Source organism: Bordetella bronchialis, assembly GCF_001676705.1.
Classification (GTDB): domain Bacteria; phylum Pseudomonadota; class Gammaproteobacteria; order Burkholderiales; family Burkholderiaceae_B; genus Bordetella_C; species Bordetella_C bronchialis.
On the sequence record NZ_CP016170.1, the window covers coordinates 3579906 to 3595583 of the forward strand.

18 protein-coding genes are annotated in these 15678 nt (G+C 66.5%); 6 read left to right on the forward strand and 12 right to left on the reverse strand.

Annotated features, from left to right (window positions below; all coding sequences use genetic code 11):
- Positions 1-99: 99 nt before the first annotated feature.
- Positions 100-627, reverse strand: a complete 528-nt coding sequence (locus tag BAU06_RS15770; RefSeq protein ID WP_231933885.1) for a PaaI family thioesterase — start codon at positions 625-627, stop codon at positions 100-102.
- A gap of 139 nt (positions 628-766) precedes the next feature.
- Here BAU06_RS15770 and BAU06_RS15775 point away from each other — a divergent pair, with 139 nt between their 5' ends.
- Positions 767-2107: an aminotransferase-like domain-containing protein gene (locus tag BAU06_RS15775; RefSeq protein ID WP_066351540.1), complete on the forward strand. Its 1341-nt coding sequence runs from the start codon at positions 767-769 to the stop codon at positions 2105-2107.
- A 34-nt stretch (positions 2108-2141) separates the two neighbouring features.
- Here BAU06_RS15775 and BAU06_RS15780 read toward each other — a convergent pair whose 3' ends face one another.
- Entirely contained in the window at positions 2142-3017 is an 876-nt protein-coding gene (locus BAU06_RS15780) for an NAD(P)-dependent oxidoreductase (protein ID WP_066351546.1), read from the reverse strand.
- 149 nt (positions 3018-3166) lie between these two features.
- On the opposite strand from BAU06_RS15780, the gene BAU06_RS15785 reads away from it, so the two are divergent.
- Positions 3167-3808 (forward strand): TetR/AcrR family transcriptional regulator, encoded by a 642-nt coding sequence (locus BAU06_RS15785; RefSeq protein ID WP_066351557.1) that lies wholly within the window; start codon positions 3167-3169, stop codon positions 3806-3808.
- Between the two features lie 42 nt (positions 3809-3850).
- Here BAU06_RS15785 and BAU06_RS15790 read toward each other — a convergent pair whose 3' ends face one another.
- The gene (locus BAU06_RS15790) at positions 3851-4936 is read right to left on the reverse strand and encodes a tartrate dehydrogenase (protein ID WP_066351562.1); all 1086 of its coding nucleotides are present in this window, start codon (positions 4934-4936) and stop codon (positions 3851-3853) included.
- A gap of 174 nt (positions 4937-5110) precedes the next feature.
- Between BAU06_RS15790 and BAU06_RS15795 the strand changes: the two genes are divergently transcribed.
- Positions 5111-6022, forward strand: a complete 912-nt coding sequence (locus BAU06_RS15795) for a LysR family transcriptional regulator (protein WP_066351570.1) — start codon at positions 5111-5113, stop codon at positions 6020-6022.
- Positions 6023-6083: 61 nt separating this feature from the next.
- Here the strand turns inward: BAU06_RS15795 and BAU06_RS15800 are convergent, their stop codons facing one another.
- Entirely contained in the window at positions 6084-7034 is a 951-nt protein-coding gene (locus tag BAU06_RS15800) for a GlxA family transcriptional regulator (protein WP_066351574.1), read from the reverse strand.
- A 204-nt stretch (positions 7035-7238) separates the two neighbouring features.
- On the opposite strand from BAU06_RS15800, the gene BAU06_RS15805 reads away from it, so the two are divergent.
- Both BAU06_RS15805 and BAU06_RS15810 read left to right on the forward strand, forming a co-directional pair.
- Entirely contained in the window at positions 7239-7997 is a 759-nt protein-coding gene (locus tag BAU06_RS15805; protein ID WP_066351576.1) for an SDR family oxidoreductase, read from the forward strand.
- A gap of 48 nt (positions 7998-8045) precedes the next feature.
- The gene (locus BAU06_RS15810; RefSeq protein ID WP_066351578.1) at positions 8046-9278 is read left to right on the forward strand and encodes an MFS transporter; all 1233 of its coding nucleotides are present in this window, start codon (positions 8046-8048) and stop codon (positions 9276-9278) included.
- A gap of 31 nt (positions 9279-9309) precedes the next feature.
- Here BAU06_RS15810 and BAU06_RS15815 read toward each other — a convergent pair whose 3' ends face one another.
- A complete protein-coding gene (locus tag BAU06_RS15815) occupies positions 9310-9906 on the reverse strand; it encodes a TetR/AcrR family transcriptional regulator (RefSeq protein ID WP_066351583.1) in 597 nt (198 codons plus the stop codon).
- Positions 9907-10051: 145 nt separating this feature from the next.
- On the opposite strand from BAU06_RS15815, the gene BAU06_RS15820 reads away from it, so the two are divergent.
- Positions 10052-10900, forward strand: a complete 849-nt coding sequence (locus BAU06_RS15820) for an NmrA family NAD(P)-binding protein (RefSeq protein WP_231933886.1) — start codon at positions 10052-10054, stop codon at positions 10898-10900.
- Between the two features lie 100 nt (positions 10901-11000).
- Here the strand turns inward: BAU06_RS15820 and BAU06_RS15825 are convergent, their stop codons facing one another.
- The 7 genes from BAU06_RS15825 to BAU06_RS15855 all read right to left on the reverse strand — a co-directional run bounded on the left by BAU06_RS15825 (position 11001) and on the right by BAU06_RS15855 (position 15520).
- Positions 11001-11642 (reverse strand): DUF1109 domain-containing protein, encoded by a 642-nt coding sequence (locus tag BAU06_RS15825; protein WP_066351591.1) that lies wholly within the window; start codon positions 11640-11642, stop codon positions 11001-11003.
- Entirely contained in the window at positions 11639-12211 is a 573-nt protein-coding gene (locus BAU06_RS15830) for a sigma-70 family RNA polymerase sigma factor (protein ID WP_066351594.1), read from the reverse strand. Before BAU06_RS15830 ends, BAU06_RS15825 begins: the two co-directional genes overlap by 4 nt.
- A gap of 88 nt (positions 12212-12299) precedes the next feature.
- The gene (locus BAU06_RS15835) at positions 12300-12941 is read right to left on the reverse strand and encodes a DUF1109 domain-containing protein (RefSeq protein WP_066351597.1); all 642 of its coding nucleotides are present in this window, start codon (positions 12939-12941) and stop codon (positions 12300-12302) included.
- A 13-nt stretch (positions 12942-12954) separates the two neighbouring features.
- A complete protein-coding gene (locus BAU06_RS15840) occupies positions 12955-13458 on the reverse strand; it encodes a DoxX family protein (protein ID WP_066351600.1) in 504 nt (167 codons plus the stop codon).
- The gene (locus BAU06_RS15845; protein WP_066359151.1) at positions 13446-14249 is read right to left on the reverse strand and encodes an HvfC/BufC N-terminal domain-containing protein; all 804 of its coding nucleotides are present in this window, start codon (positions 14247-14249) and stop codon (positions 13446-13448) included. The genes BAU06_RS15840 and BAU06_RS15845 overlap by 13 nt, the downstream gene beginning before the upstream one ends.
- Positions 14239-15177 carry an MNIO family bufferin maturase gene (gene bufB, locus BAU06_RS15850; protein WP_231933887.1) on the reverse strand — a complete coding sequence of 313 codons (939 nt, stop codon included), beginning with the start codon at positions 15175-15177 and terminating at the stop codon, positions 14239-14241. Before bufB ends, BAU06_RS15845 begins: the two co-directional genes overlap by 11 nt.
- A 31-nt stretch (positions 15178-15208) precedes the next feature.
- The gene (locus tag BAU06_RS15855) at positions 15209-15520 is read right to left on the reverse strand and encodes a BufA1 family periplasmic bufferin-type metallophore (RefSeq protein ID WP_066351605.1); all 312 of its coding nucleotides are present in this window, start codon (positions 15518-15520) and stop codon (positions 15209-15211) included.
- Positions 15521-15678 lie beyond the last annotated feature (158 nt).

Here is a 15678-nt window from a genome sequence, read left to right on the forward strand (position 1 = left end):
GACTACCAACTAGTAGGTTGCCCGTCAAGCGCCGGCAGGCCGCCGATCATGGACAGCCTTGTGCGTCACGCCCGGTCCGTCCCGTATCGCCGCAAGGACTCACCGCCCACGCGCCTGCTCGCCGCTCAAGGTCAGCACGGCGCTGGCGATGGTCGCCACCAGCTTGCCGTCTTCGCGCTGGATGTCGCACCGGTAGTGGCTGATCGTCCGGCCACGGTGCTCGGCCCAGGCATGGGCCCGCAAGCGCGCTTGCCAGACGGGACGAAGGAAAGTGGCTTTCAAGTCGATGCTGGTGAAGCTTTCGCCCTGCCGTATCAGCGTGGAATGCGCGGTACCGATGGCGGCATCCGCCAGTTCGCACAGCATTCCCCCGTGGACCGTGCCCTGCTGGTTACCGTGGCGCGCCGCGTCCGCGTCCAGTTCGACGGCGGCCATGGCCTCGCCGATTGCAACGATACGAAAGTCCAGCAACCGCGAGATGGCGGTGGGATAGCGCATATGGGTCGTCGCGTCTGCGTCCAGCGTGCCCTCGAGCTGGCGCCGCAGATACTCCAATACCGGCAAGTGCTCGACGGCTTCGGTCATGGCCGCCGGGGCCGGGTGATGCCGCTCGGTCGCAGGGTTCATGTTTCAGGGTCCATGTTCATTTGCACGGGAAAGGGCCATCGGACATGGCCGGGACGATGGATGGATCCGGCCAGGCCTTCCTGCGCGCAGGCTAACCGCCTAAAGTAGAACAATCAAAAAATTGTCCTAGATACAGTCCATGGCATCCTCACCGCTATCCCAGGTCATCGACCGGATCGCCGCCGATATCCGCAGCGGCAAGCTGCCGCCGGGCACGGCCTTGCCCACACACCGCCAGCTTGCCGCCCGCCACGGCATCGCCATCGCCTCGGCCAGCAAGGTTTACGCGCGGCTCAAGGCCACGGGCCTGGTCATCGGTGAAACCGGCCGCGGCACCTTCGTCCGCGACCGGCCTGCGCACCGCGAATGGGACAGCGGCGACGAGGCCCGGCTGAGCGCCGATGCGGCGGACCTGTCCTTCAACCATCCCACCTGGCCGGGGCAGGCGGACCTGCTGCGGGCGATGCTGCGCGAGCTGGCCGGATCCGGCGACCTGGCCGCGCTGATGCATCAGCAACCGCCCGGCGGACGGCGGCATGAAAGACAAATCGTGGCGGACTTCCTGGCCAGGGAACGCGGCATACAGGCGACGGCATCCCGCGTCTTCCTGGTCAACGGCGCCCAGCAGGGCCTGGACATCGCCGCCGGTGCATGGCTGCGCGCCCACGACACGGTGGCCGCCGATGCCCTGACGTACCCAGGCTTCAAGATGCTGGCCCAGGCACGGGACCTGGCGCTCAGGCCCATCCCCGCCTCCCCCGGCGGGCCCGACCTGGATGCGCTGGAAGCGCTGTGCCTGCGTCACCGGATACGCGCCATCTATGCCATGCCTACGCTGCACAATCCCCTGGGCTGGGTGCTGGACGCCAGCCAGCGCGAGCGGCTGGTGGCCATCGCGCGACGATACGATTGCATGCTGATCGAAGACGCCTCGTACGCCTACCTTGCCGGCACGGCGTCGCCGCCCCTGGTGGCGCTGGCGCCCGAACGCACGGTCTACGTCTCCAGCCTGTCCAAGAGCGTGGCCAGCGGCCTGCGATTCGGCTACGTACTGGCCCCGGAGACCCTGGCGCTGCGCATCAAGGCGCGGATCCGCGCCAGCTTCTGGAGCATGCCGAGCCTGGTCACCGCCATGGCGACGCGGTGGATGCAGGATGGCACGGTGCAACGGCTGGAGTCCGAGCACCGGCGCGGCGCGCGCCTGCGCCAGGCCATCGCGCGCAAGGCATTCGCCGGCATGGACCTGACCGCCCATCCCAGCGGGCCGTTCGTCTGGCTACGGCTGCCTCCGGACCTGCGCATGGACCGCATCGCCATGGCACTGTCCGAACGCCACATCGCGGTTTCCAAGGCCGAAGCGTACGCGACGACACGACATGCGCCCCAGGCCCTGCGGCTGGGCCTGAGCTCGGTACCCCTGGATCGATTGCCCGCCGTACTGGCCGAGGTCCGGTCGACGATAGAGATGTATCCGATATAGCCGGAATATCGGCCGCCCCGCCAGGCCCGCGAAATCACCCGGCCTGACGACGCTCCGGCTTGCCCGTCGTGCGCAGCGTGAAGTCGGCCATGATGGACCAATCCCGGTCCGCGCCACCGTCCTCCACCGCCAGCCGCATTTGCTCATGTACCGCGGCGAGCATGGGCAAGGGCCCCTGCAAGCCCCGCGCCGCTTCGCGTGCAAGGCGCAGATCCTTCAGGCCCAGGGAGGCCTTGAAGCCCGGCTCGTACTTGCCCTGTTCGATCAGGGCCGAATAGACCTGGTACGAACGGCTGCCGAACAAGGTGCCCAGGATCAATTCGAAGAAATCGGCGCGCCGCACGCCGTGGGCATCGGTCAGCGACACCGCCTCGGCCATGGCTTCGATGGCCATGGCGATCATCATGTTGCAGGCGATCTTGGCCGCGTGCGCGCCGGGAGGATGCTCGCCGAGCAGCCAAGTGCGCCTGCCTATCGCGTCGAATAGCGGCTGCAGGCGCGCCAGCGCTGGCGCTTCTCCGGCCGCAAGGATGTTCAACTCGCCCTGCGCCGCCACATCAGGCCGTCCCAATACCGGCGCGGCGACATAGGCAATGCCCGCTTTGCGATGGTGCTCGAGCAATTCCTCGGAAAAGGCGACCGAGATCGTCGAACTGACCACGTGCACCACCCCCTGGCGCGCCTGCCGCAGCGCGCCGCCATCGAGCAGCACGCCGCGGATCGCCGCATCGTCCGACAGCATGGTCAAAACGGCATCGGCCTGGAATGCCTGGTCCGGGGATGCCACCATCGCCACGCCGGCGACTTCGCCGCCGGAGCGGTTCCAGCATTTGACATCATGCCCGGCCTTCACCAGGTTGGCCGCCATCGCCCGACCCATGGCGCCCAGGCCGATCAATCCGATTTCCATAGTCCTCTCCCTGTGTGGGGCACTTACGTCCGGGCGACATTCCCAGGCCCCATATATATATCGACCAGTACAAATGTAGACGGGCGCGCTGCGCTCGTCAATAATTTATATATCGACCGGTATGTATGTACAGGCAAAGGGAACATCGCATGGCGCAAATGGGCAGGCCGCGCACCTTCGACCGTGACGCGGCCATCGAGCAGGCATTGCGCCTGTTCTGGGAACAGGGCTATGAGTCGACTTCGCTGAGCCAGCTCAAGGCGGCGATCGGCGGGGGCATCTCCTCGCCCAGTTTTTATGCCGCTTTCGGATCCAAGGCGGCGCTATTCCAGGAATGCGCCGAGCGTTACTTGTCCACCCATGCCAAGGTGACCGACTCCCTGTGGGACAAGACCTTGCCGCCGCGCCAGGCATTGGAAACCACCCTGCGCCGCTCGGCCCGCATGCAATGCGACCCCAGGCATCCCAAGGGCTGCATGGTGGCACTGGGCACGATGAGCGCGCCTTCGCCGGAATTCGCCGCGGTCACCGCACCGCTAGCTCGCTCGCGCGCGCGGACGCGCACGGGCATCAAGGCCTGCATCGAACGCGGGGTGGCCGAAGGCGCCTTGCCGGCGGACACCGACGTGGCCGCCCTTGCCACCCTGTTCAACAGCTTCCTGCTGGGACTTTCCACACTGGCGCGGGACGGCGTGGGCCTGGCCGCCATGGATGCCGCCATCTCGCAGGCAATGCGCCTATGGGACGGGGCCGCGGCGCGCCCATCCGGGCGCAAACCGCGGCAGGCCTGACCGTCCCGGCTGGGCGCGCATCCCGCAGGCTGGGGTGAGGCGTCAGCCCTGCTCCACCGCCTTGGCGATGGCCATGCCGGCCTCGGTCGTGGACGCCTTGCCGCCCAGATCCGGCGTCACATCGCCATCCACCAGGCTTTTCTCGATGGCCCGGACGATGGCGTCGTGCGCATCGCGGTACTTGCCCTGGCCGTCGCCAAGGAAATCCAGCATCATTGCTCCGGACCAGATCATGCCGATGGGGTTGGCGATGTTCCTGCCATAGATGTCGGGCGCCGAGCCATGCACCGGCTCGAAAAGCGAGGGGAATTTGCGTTCGGGATTCAGGTTGGCCGATGGCGCGATGCCTATGGTGCCCGTGCAGGCCGGCCCCAGGTCGGACAGGATATCGCCGAACAGGTTGGAGGCTACCACCACGTCGAAGCGCTCGGGACTGAGGACGAACCGCGCCGTCAGGATGTCGATGTGGTACTTGTCGTGGCGCACATCCGGATAGTGCTTGGCCATGGCCTCGACGCGCTCGTCCCAGAACGGCATGCTGATCGAAATGCCGTTGGACTTGGTCGCCGACGTCAGGTGTTTCTTCGGCCGGCTGCGGGCCAGTTCGAACGCGTATTTCAGGATGCGGTCGGTGCCGCGGCGGGTGAAGATCGATTCCTGGACGACGAACTCCTGGTCGGTGCCTTCGAACATGCGGCCGCCCACCGAGGAATACTCCCCTTCGGTGTTTTCCCGCACGACGTAGAAGTCGATATCGCCCGGCTTGCGGCCCGCCAGCGGCGCGGGGACGCCCGGCATCAGGCGCACCGGGCGCAGGTTCACGTACTCGTCGAAATGGCGGCGGAACTTCAACAGCGAGCCCCACAGCGAGATGTGGTCCGGCACCGTCTCGGGCCAGCCCACCGCTCCGAAGTAAATGGCGTCGCAACCCCGCAACTGCTCGAACCAGTCGTCCGGCATCATGGTGCCGTGCTTCGCGTAGTAGTCGCAGCTGGCCCAGTCGATGTCCACCCACTCGATGCCGATGCCCATGCGGCGCGCCACGGCGTCCACCACCCGCTTGCCCTCGGGCATCACTTCCTTGCCGATCCCGTCTCCCGGTATGGCGGCGATTCTATGCTTGTTCATGTATCCTCTCGCTGAACGCGCGCGGGAAGCGCGCCGGATCAAAGATGTGTCGTGCCCGGCAGAATAAAACCGCCGGCGCCGGCCATCACCGGCCCCGGCGTGAACAGACAAAACACTAATCGTGAACAGCGGGGACGCTTTCTGCCGCGACAGCCCCCGGATGACGTCCCGGCCATGACTACAAACCTGCCCCTGCTGGAGGATCTGCGCCTGTTCTGCATGGTCGTGCGCAAGCGCAGCTTCGCGGCCTCGGCCACGGAGCTGGGCGTTTCGCCCGCCTACGTCAGCAAGCGCATCGCCATCCTGGAAGGCGTGATGCAGACCAGGCTGCTCCATCGCAGCACCCGGCGCATTACCGTCACGGATCACGGCGAAGCGGTATTCCAATGGACGCAGCGCATCCTGGAAGACGTGGAAGAAATGACAGAAGCCGTGTCCACGTCCCGTACCACGCCGCGCGGCCTGCTGCGCATCTGCACCAGCACCGGTTTCGGCCGCAACCATGTGGCCCCGGCCGTCTCCGAACTGGCCCAGCGCTATCCCACGTTACAGGTACAGCTGGAATTCCTGGACCGGCCGGTGGACCTGCTGGAAGAAGGCTTCGACCTGGACATCCGCGTGGGCGTCGTCAGCGAGCCCACCCTGATCGCGCGCCGCATCGCGGTCAATCATCGCATCCTGTGCGCGGCGCCCGCCTACCTCGAGCGGCACCCGGCGCCCGCGGTCCCCGCGGATCTGGCGCAACACCACTGCATTCCCGTCCGCGAGCGCGACCAGTCTTTCGGGCTATGGCGGCTGACCGGGCCGGACGGCGTCCACAACGTCAAGGTCAGCGGGCCGCTGCTGGTCAACAACGGCGAGATCGCCCACGGCTGGGCGATCGACGGCCACGGCATCATCCTGCGTTCCGAATGGGACGTACAGGCCAGCCTGCAGGCCGGCAAACTGGTGCGCGTGCTGCCCGATTACCACCAGGAAGCCCATGTATGGGCCGTTCATCCGTCGCGCCTGAGCAACACCGCCAAGGTGCGGGCCTTCGTGGAATTGCTGGAAGACCGGCTGGCGCGGCGGGACGACGGCGCCTGAACCGCCGGCGGGCGGCGCCGATGGCGCATCCGGATTTTTCCCCGAAGCTGCCTTGGCGGATTCACCCGCCGCCGCCGGCGCCTACCAGTTTGAGACTGCGCTTCAGGCTGCTGGGCGGTTGCCCGTAGGCCCTGAGAAACGCGCGCCGCATGCGGTCGCGGTCGGCGAATCCCGTATCCCGCGCCACCACATCCATGGAATGCCGTCCGTCTTCGAGCATGGCCTTGGCGGCCTCCAGACGCAGCACTTCGACGGCCTTGGCCGGCGATTGACCGGTTTCCTCGCGGAAGACGCGGCTGAACTGGCGCGGCGACAGGCGCGCCGCATCCGCCAGCTCTTCCACGGTCAGGGCATTACGCAGGTTTTCCTTGGCGTAGGTCAGGGCCCGCCTTACCCGGTCCGAGCGCGGCGCCAGATCGAGCAAGGCGGAGAACTGCGATTGCCCGCCAGGGCGGCGGTGGTAAACCACAAGCCTGCGCGCGACGTTGCGCGCCAGCGCGGCGCCATGGTCGTCCTCGATCAGTGCCAGCGCCAGGTCGATCGCCGCCGACATGCCGGCCGAAGTCCAGATATTGCCGTCCCGGATGAAGATGCGATCCTCGTCGACCCGCACCGAGGGATAACGTTCCTGCAGCTTGCGGGCATGCGCCCAATGGGTGGTCGCCATGCGGCCGTCCAGCAGTCCCGCCTCGGCCAGCACAAAGGCCCCGGTGCATATGCCCGCCACGCGCCTCGCCTCCAGGGCGGCACGGGACAAATAGGCCTTGAGCCCGGGCGCGATAGGCCGCGGGGCCCGCTCTCCCGCAACGATCAGCGTGTCCGGCATAACACCGAAAGGCACGGTCTCTATACCCGCGCTCATGGTTGAACGCACGATGCCGCCGCCCTCGGAAAGGATGGTCATGCGGTAGCCGTCATGGCCGAGTTCGGCGTTTGCCAGCTCGAAGGCCCCCAGGGCGGACAAGCCCATGACCTGGAAGCCGTTTTCGAGGATCAAGCCGATCTGCCGCATTGTCTGTCCGTCCGTAAATGACGGAACACTTTATTCAGGCCGATGCCGCTCCGTCAAATCTCCAAGGCAGCCGTTCGAGACACTTTGTCCTGAATCGACGTTTCAATGACATTGGAGACAAGACATTTCCACCTCATAGTAGCGACATGGACGGCCCGCATGGATGTTCCGGGCCACCCCTCTACAGGATAAGGACGCAGAACCATGAAGCTGACCGACAATACCATCCTCATCACCGGCGGAACGTCAGGCATCGGGCGCGCGCTGGCGCAAGCTTTCCACGCCCTGGGCAACACGGTCATCATCGCCGGGCGGCGCAAGGCCCTGCTCGACGAAGTCGTCGCCGCCCATCCGGGCATGGCTGGCGTCGAGCTCGACATTTCCGACGCCGCCGACATCGACCGCGTCGCCAGAACGCTGATTGCCCAATATCCCTCGCTCAACGTGTTGGTCAACAACGCGGGAATCATGCCCTTCGACGATCCCGCCGGCACCATCGACGACGCGACCTCGCGCCGCATCCTCGACACCAACCTGCTGGGGCCGATACGCCTGACGTCGGCGCTCATCGGGCATCTGAAGGCCCAGCCGCGCGCCACCATCATCCATAACACCTCGGTGCTGGCCTACGTGCCGATCGCCACCAATGCCGTCTACTCGGCATCGAAGGCGGCGCTGCATTCGTATGCGCTTTCACAACGCTTCATGCTGCGCGACACCAACGTAACGGTGCAGGAAATCGCGCCGCCCTGGGTCGATACGGATCTCATCAAGAAGAGCGGGGATCCGCGCGCCATGCCTTTGGATACGTTCATCGCCCAGACCATGAAAGGCCTGGCCACCGACGAGCCGGAAGTTTTCGTCGAAGGCATCCGCGCGATGCGCGACAACCCGGGGCTGGGCGAGCACGCATTCGTGCACGCCTTCAACCAAAGCATCGCCGAGAACCCGATTCCGGTGTAAGCGCGCTTGCCGCGTCCCGTGGGCGCGGCAAGCCATGAGGAGCCCGACATGCGCACCAATACCTGTACGGCGGATACCCCCGCCCTCGCGGCCGCGCCGCCGGCCGGGCACGGCGCCACCCTGCTACCGGCCGCCTTCCTGGCGCTCGGGACCTTCGCGATAGGAACCGAAGGCTTCATGATCGCGCCGCTGCTGTCCACGATGGCGTCGGATTTCCAGATGACCGTCCCGCAGGTCGCCATGCTGGTGGTCGTATTCACGCTGACGATGGCGCTGAGCTCGCCGGTGTCCACCGTGGCGGCCGGACGCCTGAGACGCCGCGCCACCCTGATCTTCGCGATGGGTCTTTTCACGGCCGGCAATCTGCTGGCCGCATGGTCGCCGAGCTTCGCGATCCTTATGGTCGCCCGCATCATGATGGCGGTGGCCTCCGGTCTTTACGTACCGGGCGCGAACGCCCTGGCCGGCGCCATCGTTCCCCACGGCAAGCGCGGGCGCGCGCTGGCCATTGTCAGCGGGGGCATGACGCTGGCGATCGCGCTGGGGCTGCCCTTGGGCGCGCTGGTCGGCCATGCCTTCGGCTGGCGCATGACATTTCTCGCGGTCGGTGCAATGAGCCTGACGGCCATCGTCGGCATTCTCGCCGGCATCGCCAAGGATGCGGGCTCGGGAATCCCGGTGGCGACACTGTCGCAACGGCTTGCGGTGGTCCGGCAGCCCGCTATCCTGCGGCTGCTATCGATCAGCCTGTTCTGGTCCATCGGCGCCTACGCCGCCTACCCCTATATCGCGCCCTATCTGTCCAGCGTGCTCGGATTCCAGGCCGCGGGAATCGGCGCCACCGTCTCGATGTGGGGACTGGCCGCCGCCCTGGGCGTGATGACGGGCGGGACATTGAACGACAGGCTGGGCCCGAATCGGGTCGTGCGGCTGTCGCTGCTTGTGCTGGGACTCTCGTTCTGGGTGCTGTCGTTGGCGACGGCCCTGCCCGCCTCCACCGCGGTCTTTCCCGTCATGCTCGCCGTGGCACTGTGGGGTTTCAGCGTCTGGGCCTTCTTTCCGGCCCAAATGGCCCGTTTGATGGCGGCGGGCACCCCGTCGCAAGCCTCGCTGGCCCTGGCCTTGAATACATCGACCATGTACCTGGGATTCTCCATCGGCAGCGCCATGGGCGCCGGCATCCTGGACACTGGCGCGATCTGGGGCATCGGGCTGCTCGCCGGCGTCGCGCAGGCCGTTGCACTGCTGCTCGACCGTCGGCTGGCCGCCGTCGAACGTTAAGCGGTGGCCATGAAAGGCGCGGCGGATCCGGTCAGTGTTTACGCCGGCCTGCCGCCGGCCACGCCTGCATGCCCAGATCGACCACCCGGAGCACCTCGTCCGCGGTGGCGCCAGCGTGCGGCAAGTTCATGATGGCCTGCAACACCCCCAGGTAGTGCCACGCAAGGCCGTCGACGTCCGCGTCCGATGGGAGCTCCCCCTCTGCCACCGCTTCACGCAGGATCTCGACAAAAATCATCCGCTGCCGCGCCAGCCCTTCCCGCGCCGCCGCCTGGCCTCCAGCGGGAAGATCCGCCATTTCGGTACAGGAACGCGCCAGCATGCACCCCGGGGGGCGGGACCGGCGGCCATCCTTCGGCAGAAAATCTAGCAGCAGCGCCCGCAGCTGCTCGCGTTTCGTATCGGCCTGCACGGCGCCCATGCGCCGCACGACGCGTTCGGTATAGGTCGACAATACCTCCCGGAACAGGCCTTCTTTGTCGCCGAAGCGTTTGTAAAGGCTGGAGCGCGATAGCCCCATCGCGGTGGTCAATTGGTCCATCGACGACGCCGCGTAGCCATGCCGCCATAGCACGTCCATGGCCGCATTGAGGACCGACTCTTCATCGAACCGCGGTTTTCCGCTCATGCACAGTCTCGCTTGACATTATGGAACGATCATTCCATGATAGCGGAACGATCATTCCAGAATATTTGGAATGATTGTTCCAACTTAAGCGAGGCCATGCAAAATGTCAAACCAATCGTTGAATGCGGGCAAACCCCGTGTCGCCGTGGCCGGCGCGACGGGCCGCGTGGGCGCGGCCCTGGTCGGGAACCTTCTCCATGATCCGGTCGACGTCCTGGCCCTCACCCGGGACCCGGACTCCAAGCGCTTGCCGGCCGGTGTAGCGCTGGCGCGCGTCGATTTCGATACGCCCGACACCTTGCGCGAGGCTTTGCGAGGTACCGACCGGCTCTTCATCGCCCATGGCACCTCCGATCGGCAGGTGGCCAATGAAATCAGCCTGATCGATGCGGCCGTTGCCGCCGGCGTTCGGCACATCGTCAAACTATCCGTGATGGGACCGGCCACGCGGCTGCATCCGTTCGACTGGCACATGCGTATCGAAGCGCATCTCGCCACCCATGATGTCGGCTACACGATCCTGCGCGCCAGCACCTTCGTGGACATACTCGCCCGTGCCGCCGCGCCGGTCGCCAAGGGTACATGGGGCGGCGCGGCCGGGGATGGCCGCGTAAACCTGATCGACACGCGGGACATCGCCGAGGCCGCCCGCGTCGCGCTTCTGGACGACCGGCACCTGGACGTCCAGCGCGCCTACCACCTGACAGGCCCCCGGGCGGTCAGCATGCCGGACGTCGCGGAAGAACTGTCACGCCTGCTGGGCCACGCGGTCGCCTACCGGCACCGCAGCCCCGCCGAGCACCGCGCGGTTCTCATCGCCGCCGGCGCCAGCGAAATGGTCGCGGACCTGTTGCTGGGACTGGACCGGCTGTTTCATTCGTCCGTGCTCGCGGAGACCACCGGCACCTTCACGGATCTGACCGGGCGGCAGCCGCGTCCGGTCGCCACGTGGCTGCGCGACAACATCGCCGCGTTCCAGAGTCGACCCGCGTAAGCAGCTGGGATAGGCGGCGCAGGCTCGCAAGGCCAAGCACGGCGCGCGGCCATCTTCGGGGCGCCGCCGCGGGCGCTATCGTCAGTTCGCGCGTGCCGGGCTACCAGCGCAGCAGCCTCGGTCCGAGCAAGGCGCCCAGGGCCGTGGGAATCAGCATGCCAAGCAAATACCACACTGCCCAGAACGGCACGCCCATTTCGGGACAGTGCAGGCAATAGGCAACGGTAGCGGTCGCGCTCGCGAGCAGGCCCCCTATCGCACCCGCGGTGCGCAGGCGCGTGGGCGCCAGGCCCCTCATTGCCCAGAACACGCCAATAAAGGTGGGCACGGACAGCAGGCCGATATTGAAGGGACACGTGCGCCACGTCGAACCCAGGATCATCGGGAGCCGTTCCGACGACGGCGCGAGCCCCAGCATGGCGGCCGCGGCGATCCATACGAGGGCGACCGGCCAGGCCAACAGCTGCCAGGCCCGGCCCACCCGCATGCCGGGACGCGACAGCCGCGCAGCCGCCAGGAGCGCGGCCGCCGCCATGGCAGAAGGAAACGCCACCTTGGCCCAGAACAGCGGCGTTACCAGCATCAGGCGTATGTCAGGCCGTATCCCGAAAATCATGGACATCAACAAAACGGAACCCAGTCCGCCCAACAACAGCGCCCAGCCGTAGCGGCGCGCCAGGATGCCTCGGTCGACTGGCGCGACGTTGGCGGCCAGCATGGAAATCATGTCTTCGGTTCTCATAGCGAGCCTCGTATTTTTGTCGCCAGCGCCTTGAGTCCGCGGTGCACCCCCACCTTGACCGCGGATTCCGACAGGCCGGTCAGCTGGGCTGTCTCCGCCACCGACATTCCCTGCAGTTTTACATGAAGAATCGGCAGCCGATGCCGGTCGGGCAATTGCGCCAGCAGCTTCTCCACATCCCGCCTGGCCTGCGCCGCTTCTTCGTCTGACGCCGCGAATATCTCCTGCTGGTCGTCCAGGGGCTCATGCAGGGCCTCATGGCGCGATCGATGGCGCAGGTAATCCGCCACCTTGTAGCGCGCGATGGCATGCGTCCACGCTGTCAGCGGCTGGTCAGGCAGGTAGGTATGGCGTCCGTTGTGCACGGCGATCAATATCTCCTGGACCAGATCCTCTATTTCGTCCGGCAAGCGGTAAAGCCGCTTGCGCAGAAAGGCGCGCAAATGTGCCCCCAGGGCCTGCAGGAAGGCGTGATAGGCCCGCGCATCGCCATCCAGGCCGGCAAGCAACAAAGCCCTGAGCCGGATTTCGGCGGCCTCCGGCGATCCATTCTGCGATGCTCGGTTCATGCAAGCGTCCGGCAAGGTGGCACGGGGAAATTTTCGCGGGTGATTCTACGCGCGGCTTGGGCGCAAAGCACCCCATTCGAGCGGGGCGCTACCATCTCAGGTAACGCGGGGCGAGACCCGCGCCGATGCCGGCGGTTACCGCGATGGCAAGGACCTGCCAGACGCTCCAGAATGCCACCGGCATGTCGGAAGAGTACAGCGAATGGACCAGCAAGCCCTGCGCGCCGGCCAGCAATCCCGCTCCGGCGCCTGCCAGCACAAGGCGCGTGGGCGCCAGGCCCCGCATCGCCTGCATGACGGCGGCCAGCGATGGCAAGGACAGCAGGACGGTGGTTGCCGTCGTGGTGACCCAGGTGGCGCCCAGCGCCCAGCGCAGGCGATATTCCGCCGGCGCCGCGAACAGGATGGCCGCGGCCACCAGCAGCATGATGACGGTGGGGATGACCGCCGCTATCCAGGCCAGGCCCAGTACCGCGCCCGGCCGGGCAAGACGTTCGGCGAGTTTCAAGGCCGCGGCGATGGTGGCCAGGGGAAACGCCAGGCGCACCCAGAACATGAGCGTCAACATCTGTTCCGGCATGTCCGTGTCGATGCCATACAGGGCGACCAGCAGGAGGGCATTGCCCGCCAGGCCCGTCATCAGCGCCCGATTGAGCCGCCTGGCCACGGCATTGCGTTCGACAAACCGAAGATCGCCGGCCAGCCGGGTTACGAGGTCCTGGGTTCTCATCGTTGTCCGGGCCTCAGGACCGGGGCAACCGGTCGCCAAGGAAATAATCCACCGACACGCGGCCCGGCCCCCAGGCCGCAATGCCCAGGGCCATCGCCGCCCAGGTCAGATGAATGGGCCACCCATCGGGAACGGTCAGTTCGATAATGCAGGTCATCAGCAGCAAGCCCAAGGCGGCGAACCGCGTCCCCAGTCCCAGCACGAGCAACACGGGAAAAAACACTTCCCCGCAGCCCGACAGGAAGGCGAATACCGCCGGGGCGGGAAAGGGATACGGTCCCCCCGGCAGGTGCAGCTGGAACTCGTCGGTGAACAAGGTAATCGCCGTGTCGTTCAAGCGCAGGAAGCCCTGCCACTTCAGGATGCCCGACTTCCAGAACGGTACGGCGAGCGCGATGCGCAGCAGCAGTTGCACCAGCCACGGCCGGGCCAGGCGCTCGATCAGTCTTCTTGCCCGGACGATCGCCGCGGCAAGCACGCCGCGGACAGGCATCCGATGGGTATCTATGGCCGACATGTGTGGTCCTCTTCATGTTGGATAGCGGTGAATACGCCCGCGGAGACCATCCCCGCCAGGTTTGCGGGAAGGTCGAAGGACGGGGCTTCATCGAAAGCGGCCGCGGCGGCCGCTCCCAGAGGCGCCCCTTCCAGCAGGCGGACAAGGAAGACCGCTCCGCCCGGCGGCAGTCGCGACACGATGACATCCTGTTCCGGCCGCGTGACCAGCGCGTCTTCCGCATCGCTCGAATGGAGCGATCCCACCGGACCCTCGGCCCTGTTCATCGCGAAGATGGCCACCGCCGGGTATCGCGATCGCACCACGCGCGCCGAAGGATGCGGCACAAAGCGCAAGCCGGCCAAGGCCGCCTGGTCCACGGCGGCCAGCGCTTCCACGGACAGCACGGGCATATCGGCGGCGTGATAGGCGTCCAGCCAGGCACGCTCGATACGCGCCGTGTCCGCCAGCCACGGCATGCCAGCCGCATATTCATAGCTTTCGATGAAAGCCGGAAAGTCGCGCCCATACTCGAACAGCAGGGGACAGGCCGGTGGCGTGGCGCGGACATGAAAGCGCGCCATGGCACGGAAGAACTCCACGCCGGTGATGCGTTGGACCGCGGGATATATCGCGGCCAGGGCATCGATCAGGCTGACGGTGACGTTGTTGCGATACACGTTATATCGGCGGACCACGCCTTTTCCTGGCCTGGCGGCCACGGCGGCCGGGGCGGCAAGCGCGGGGTCCGTCAAGCCGGGGGCGAAGGCCGCGGCATGATCGGTCGTGTCCGAAGCTTGATCATGCCGCACGGACATGGGCATCCCCTGCCCCGAGCGCGAGCTCGGACATCATGCCGTGGGCCATCCGCGCCTGTGCCCGCAGCACCGGCCACTCGGGTAGCTGGCTATCCCATTCCACCAGCGTGGGCCGCGGGCCGATGCGCGCGATGACGTCGCGATACAGTTCCCAGACAGCCTCCGCGACCGCGCGGTCATGGCTGTCTATCAGCAAGGGTTCATCCTCGTCGTCACGCTGCTCGGCGTGTCCGGCCAGGTGGATTTCCCCGATGCGGTCGACCGGGAATTCGGCCAGGTACCGCGCCGCCGAATAACCGTGATTCGTCGCCGACACGAAGACGTTGTTGATATCCAGCAGCAGCCCGCAGCCGGTACGCGCGGCCACCGCGCGGATGAATTCCCCTTCGCTCATGGTCGACGAAGCGAAGGTCACATAGGTCGACGGATTCTCGAGCAACAGCGGCCGGCGGATGGCCTCCTGGACCTGGTCGATGTGCTGGCACACCCGATCCAGCGTGGCCCGCGTGTAAGGCAGCGGCAAGAGGTCGTTGTAGAAGGCATCGCCGTGCGAGGACCATGCCAGGTGTTCGGACACCAGCACCGGCTCGTAGCGCAAGACCAGGTCGCGAAAGCGCGCCACATGGCGGGGATCGAGTTCGGCCATGCCGCCCAGGGACATGCATACGCCGTGCAGGGACAGCGGATAGTCCTGCCGTATGGCGGCAAGCATCCGATGCGGCGGACCGCCGGCCCCCATGTAGTTCTCGGCGTGGACCTCGAAAAATCCATCGTCGACCCGATCCGCCAGGATGGCCGGCAGATGCTCGTGCTTGAAACTGGTCCCGGCCAGTAGCCGCGCGGCCGGCCCTGCGCCCGGGGGACGGCCAGGGCCGCGCGCCGTCGTCGCCCCGGTATAGGCGTTCATGACCATTCCGTTCATGACCATCCCCTTGCGGCCCTATGCCCGCGGATCAGGACTTGATCGGGGTCAGCGATCCATGGCCGCCTCCGGGGACCTGGATGCTGGTGCACGTACCGCCCTGGACGAACTTCCAGGCATTGCCCTGGAAATCCATGGTGGAGGTGCCCTGGCAGGTCGTGCCGGGACCCGCGGCGCAGTCGTTCTGGCCCTTCAGCGCCACGCCGTAGCACTTTTCCTTATGGGCGGCCAGGGCGGCGCTGGCCTCGGCCTGCGTCAGGGGCGCGGCATGGGCCACGGAGGCGAAGATGCTGGCCACGGCGCTGGCGAGCAAGGCGGACGTGACGGTGGTTTTTGCGGACATTGCGTTCTCCTGAGATTCGGTTGGTAGTGCGTGTACCCGTCGGGGGTACGCAGACTAATACGCCGCCGCCGGCCCTCCGGTTACAGCCGGACCGCGATTTTTTTTCCGTTCCATGCCCATGCTCGGGTGGAAATCGGAAGAATCTTGAGGCGGCTGTA

Excerpts from the sequence above, each read along its gene's own strand:
- BAU06_RS15855 (WP_066351605.1), bottom strand. The coding sequence starts at position 15,520 with ATGTCCGCAAAAACCACCGTCACGTCCGCCTTGCTCGCCAGCGCCGTG.
- BAU06_RS15775 (WP_066351540.1), top strand. The coding sequence starts at position 767 with ATGGCATCCTCACCGCTATCCCAGGTCATCGACCGGATCGCCGCCGAT.
- bufB (WP_231933887.1), bottom strand. The coding sequence starts at position 15,177 with ATGAACGGAATGGTCATGAACGCCTATACCGGGGCGACGACGGCGCGC.
- BAU06_RS15770 (WP_231933885.1), bottom strand. The coding sequence starts at position 627 with ATGAACCCTGCGACCGAGCGGCATCACCCGGCCCCGGCGGCCATGACC.
- BAU06_RS15835 (WP_066351597.1), bottom strand. The coding sequence starts at position 12,941 with ATGAGAACCCAGGACCTCGTAACCCGGCTGGCCGGCGATCTTCGGTTT.
- BAU06_RS15805 (WP_066351576.1), top strand. The coding sequence starts at position 7,239 with ATGAAGCTGACCGACAATACCATCCTCATCACCGGCGGAACGTCAGGC.
- BAU06_RS15815 (WP_066351583.1), bottom strand. The coding sequence starts at position 9,906 with ATGAGCGGAAAACCGCGGTTCGATGAAGAGTCGGTCCTCAATGCGGCC.
- BAU06_RS15790 (WP_066351562.1), bottom strand. The coding sequence starts at position 4,936 with ATGAACAAGCATAGAATCGCCGCCATACCGGGAGACGGGATCGGCAAG.
- BAU06_RS15830 (WP_066351594.1), bottom strand. The coding sequence starts at position 12,211 with ATGAACCGAGCATCGCAGAATGGATCGCCGGAGGCCGCCGAAATCCGG.
- BAU06_RS15795 (WP_066351570.1), top strand. The coding sequence starts at position 5,111 with ATGACTACAAACCTGCCCCTGCTGGAGGATCTGCGCCTGTTCTGCATG.
- BAU06_RS15810 (WP_066351578.1), top strand. The coding sequence starts at position 8,046 with ATGCGCACCAATACCTGTACGGCGGATACCCCCGCCCTCGCGGCCGCG.
- BAU06_RS15785 (WP_066351557.1), top strand. The coding sequence starts at position 3,167 with ATGGCGCAAATGGGCAGGCCGCGCACCTTCGACCGTGACGCGGCCATC.
- BAU06_RS15780 (WP_066351546.1), bottom strand. The coding sequence starts at position 3,017 with ATGGAAATCGGATTGATCGGCCTGGGCGCCATGGGTCGGGCGATGGCG.
- BAU06_RS15825 (WP_066351591.1), bottom strand. The coding sequence starts at position 11,642 with ATGAGAACCGAAGACATGATTTCCATGCTGGCCGCCAACGTCGCGCCA.
- BAU06_RS15840 (WP_066351600.1), bottom strand. The coding sequence starts at position 13,458 with ATGTCGGCCATAGATACCCATCGGATGCCTGTCCGCGGCGTGCTTGCC.
- BAU06_RS15800 (WP_066351574.1), bottom strand. The coding sequence starts at position 7,034 with ATGCGGCAGATCGGCTTGATCCTCGAAAACGGCTTCCAGGTCATGGGC.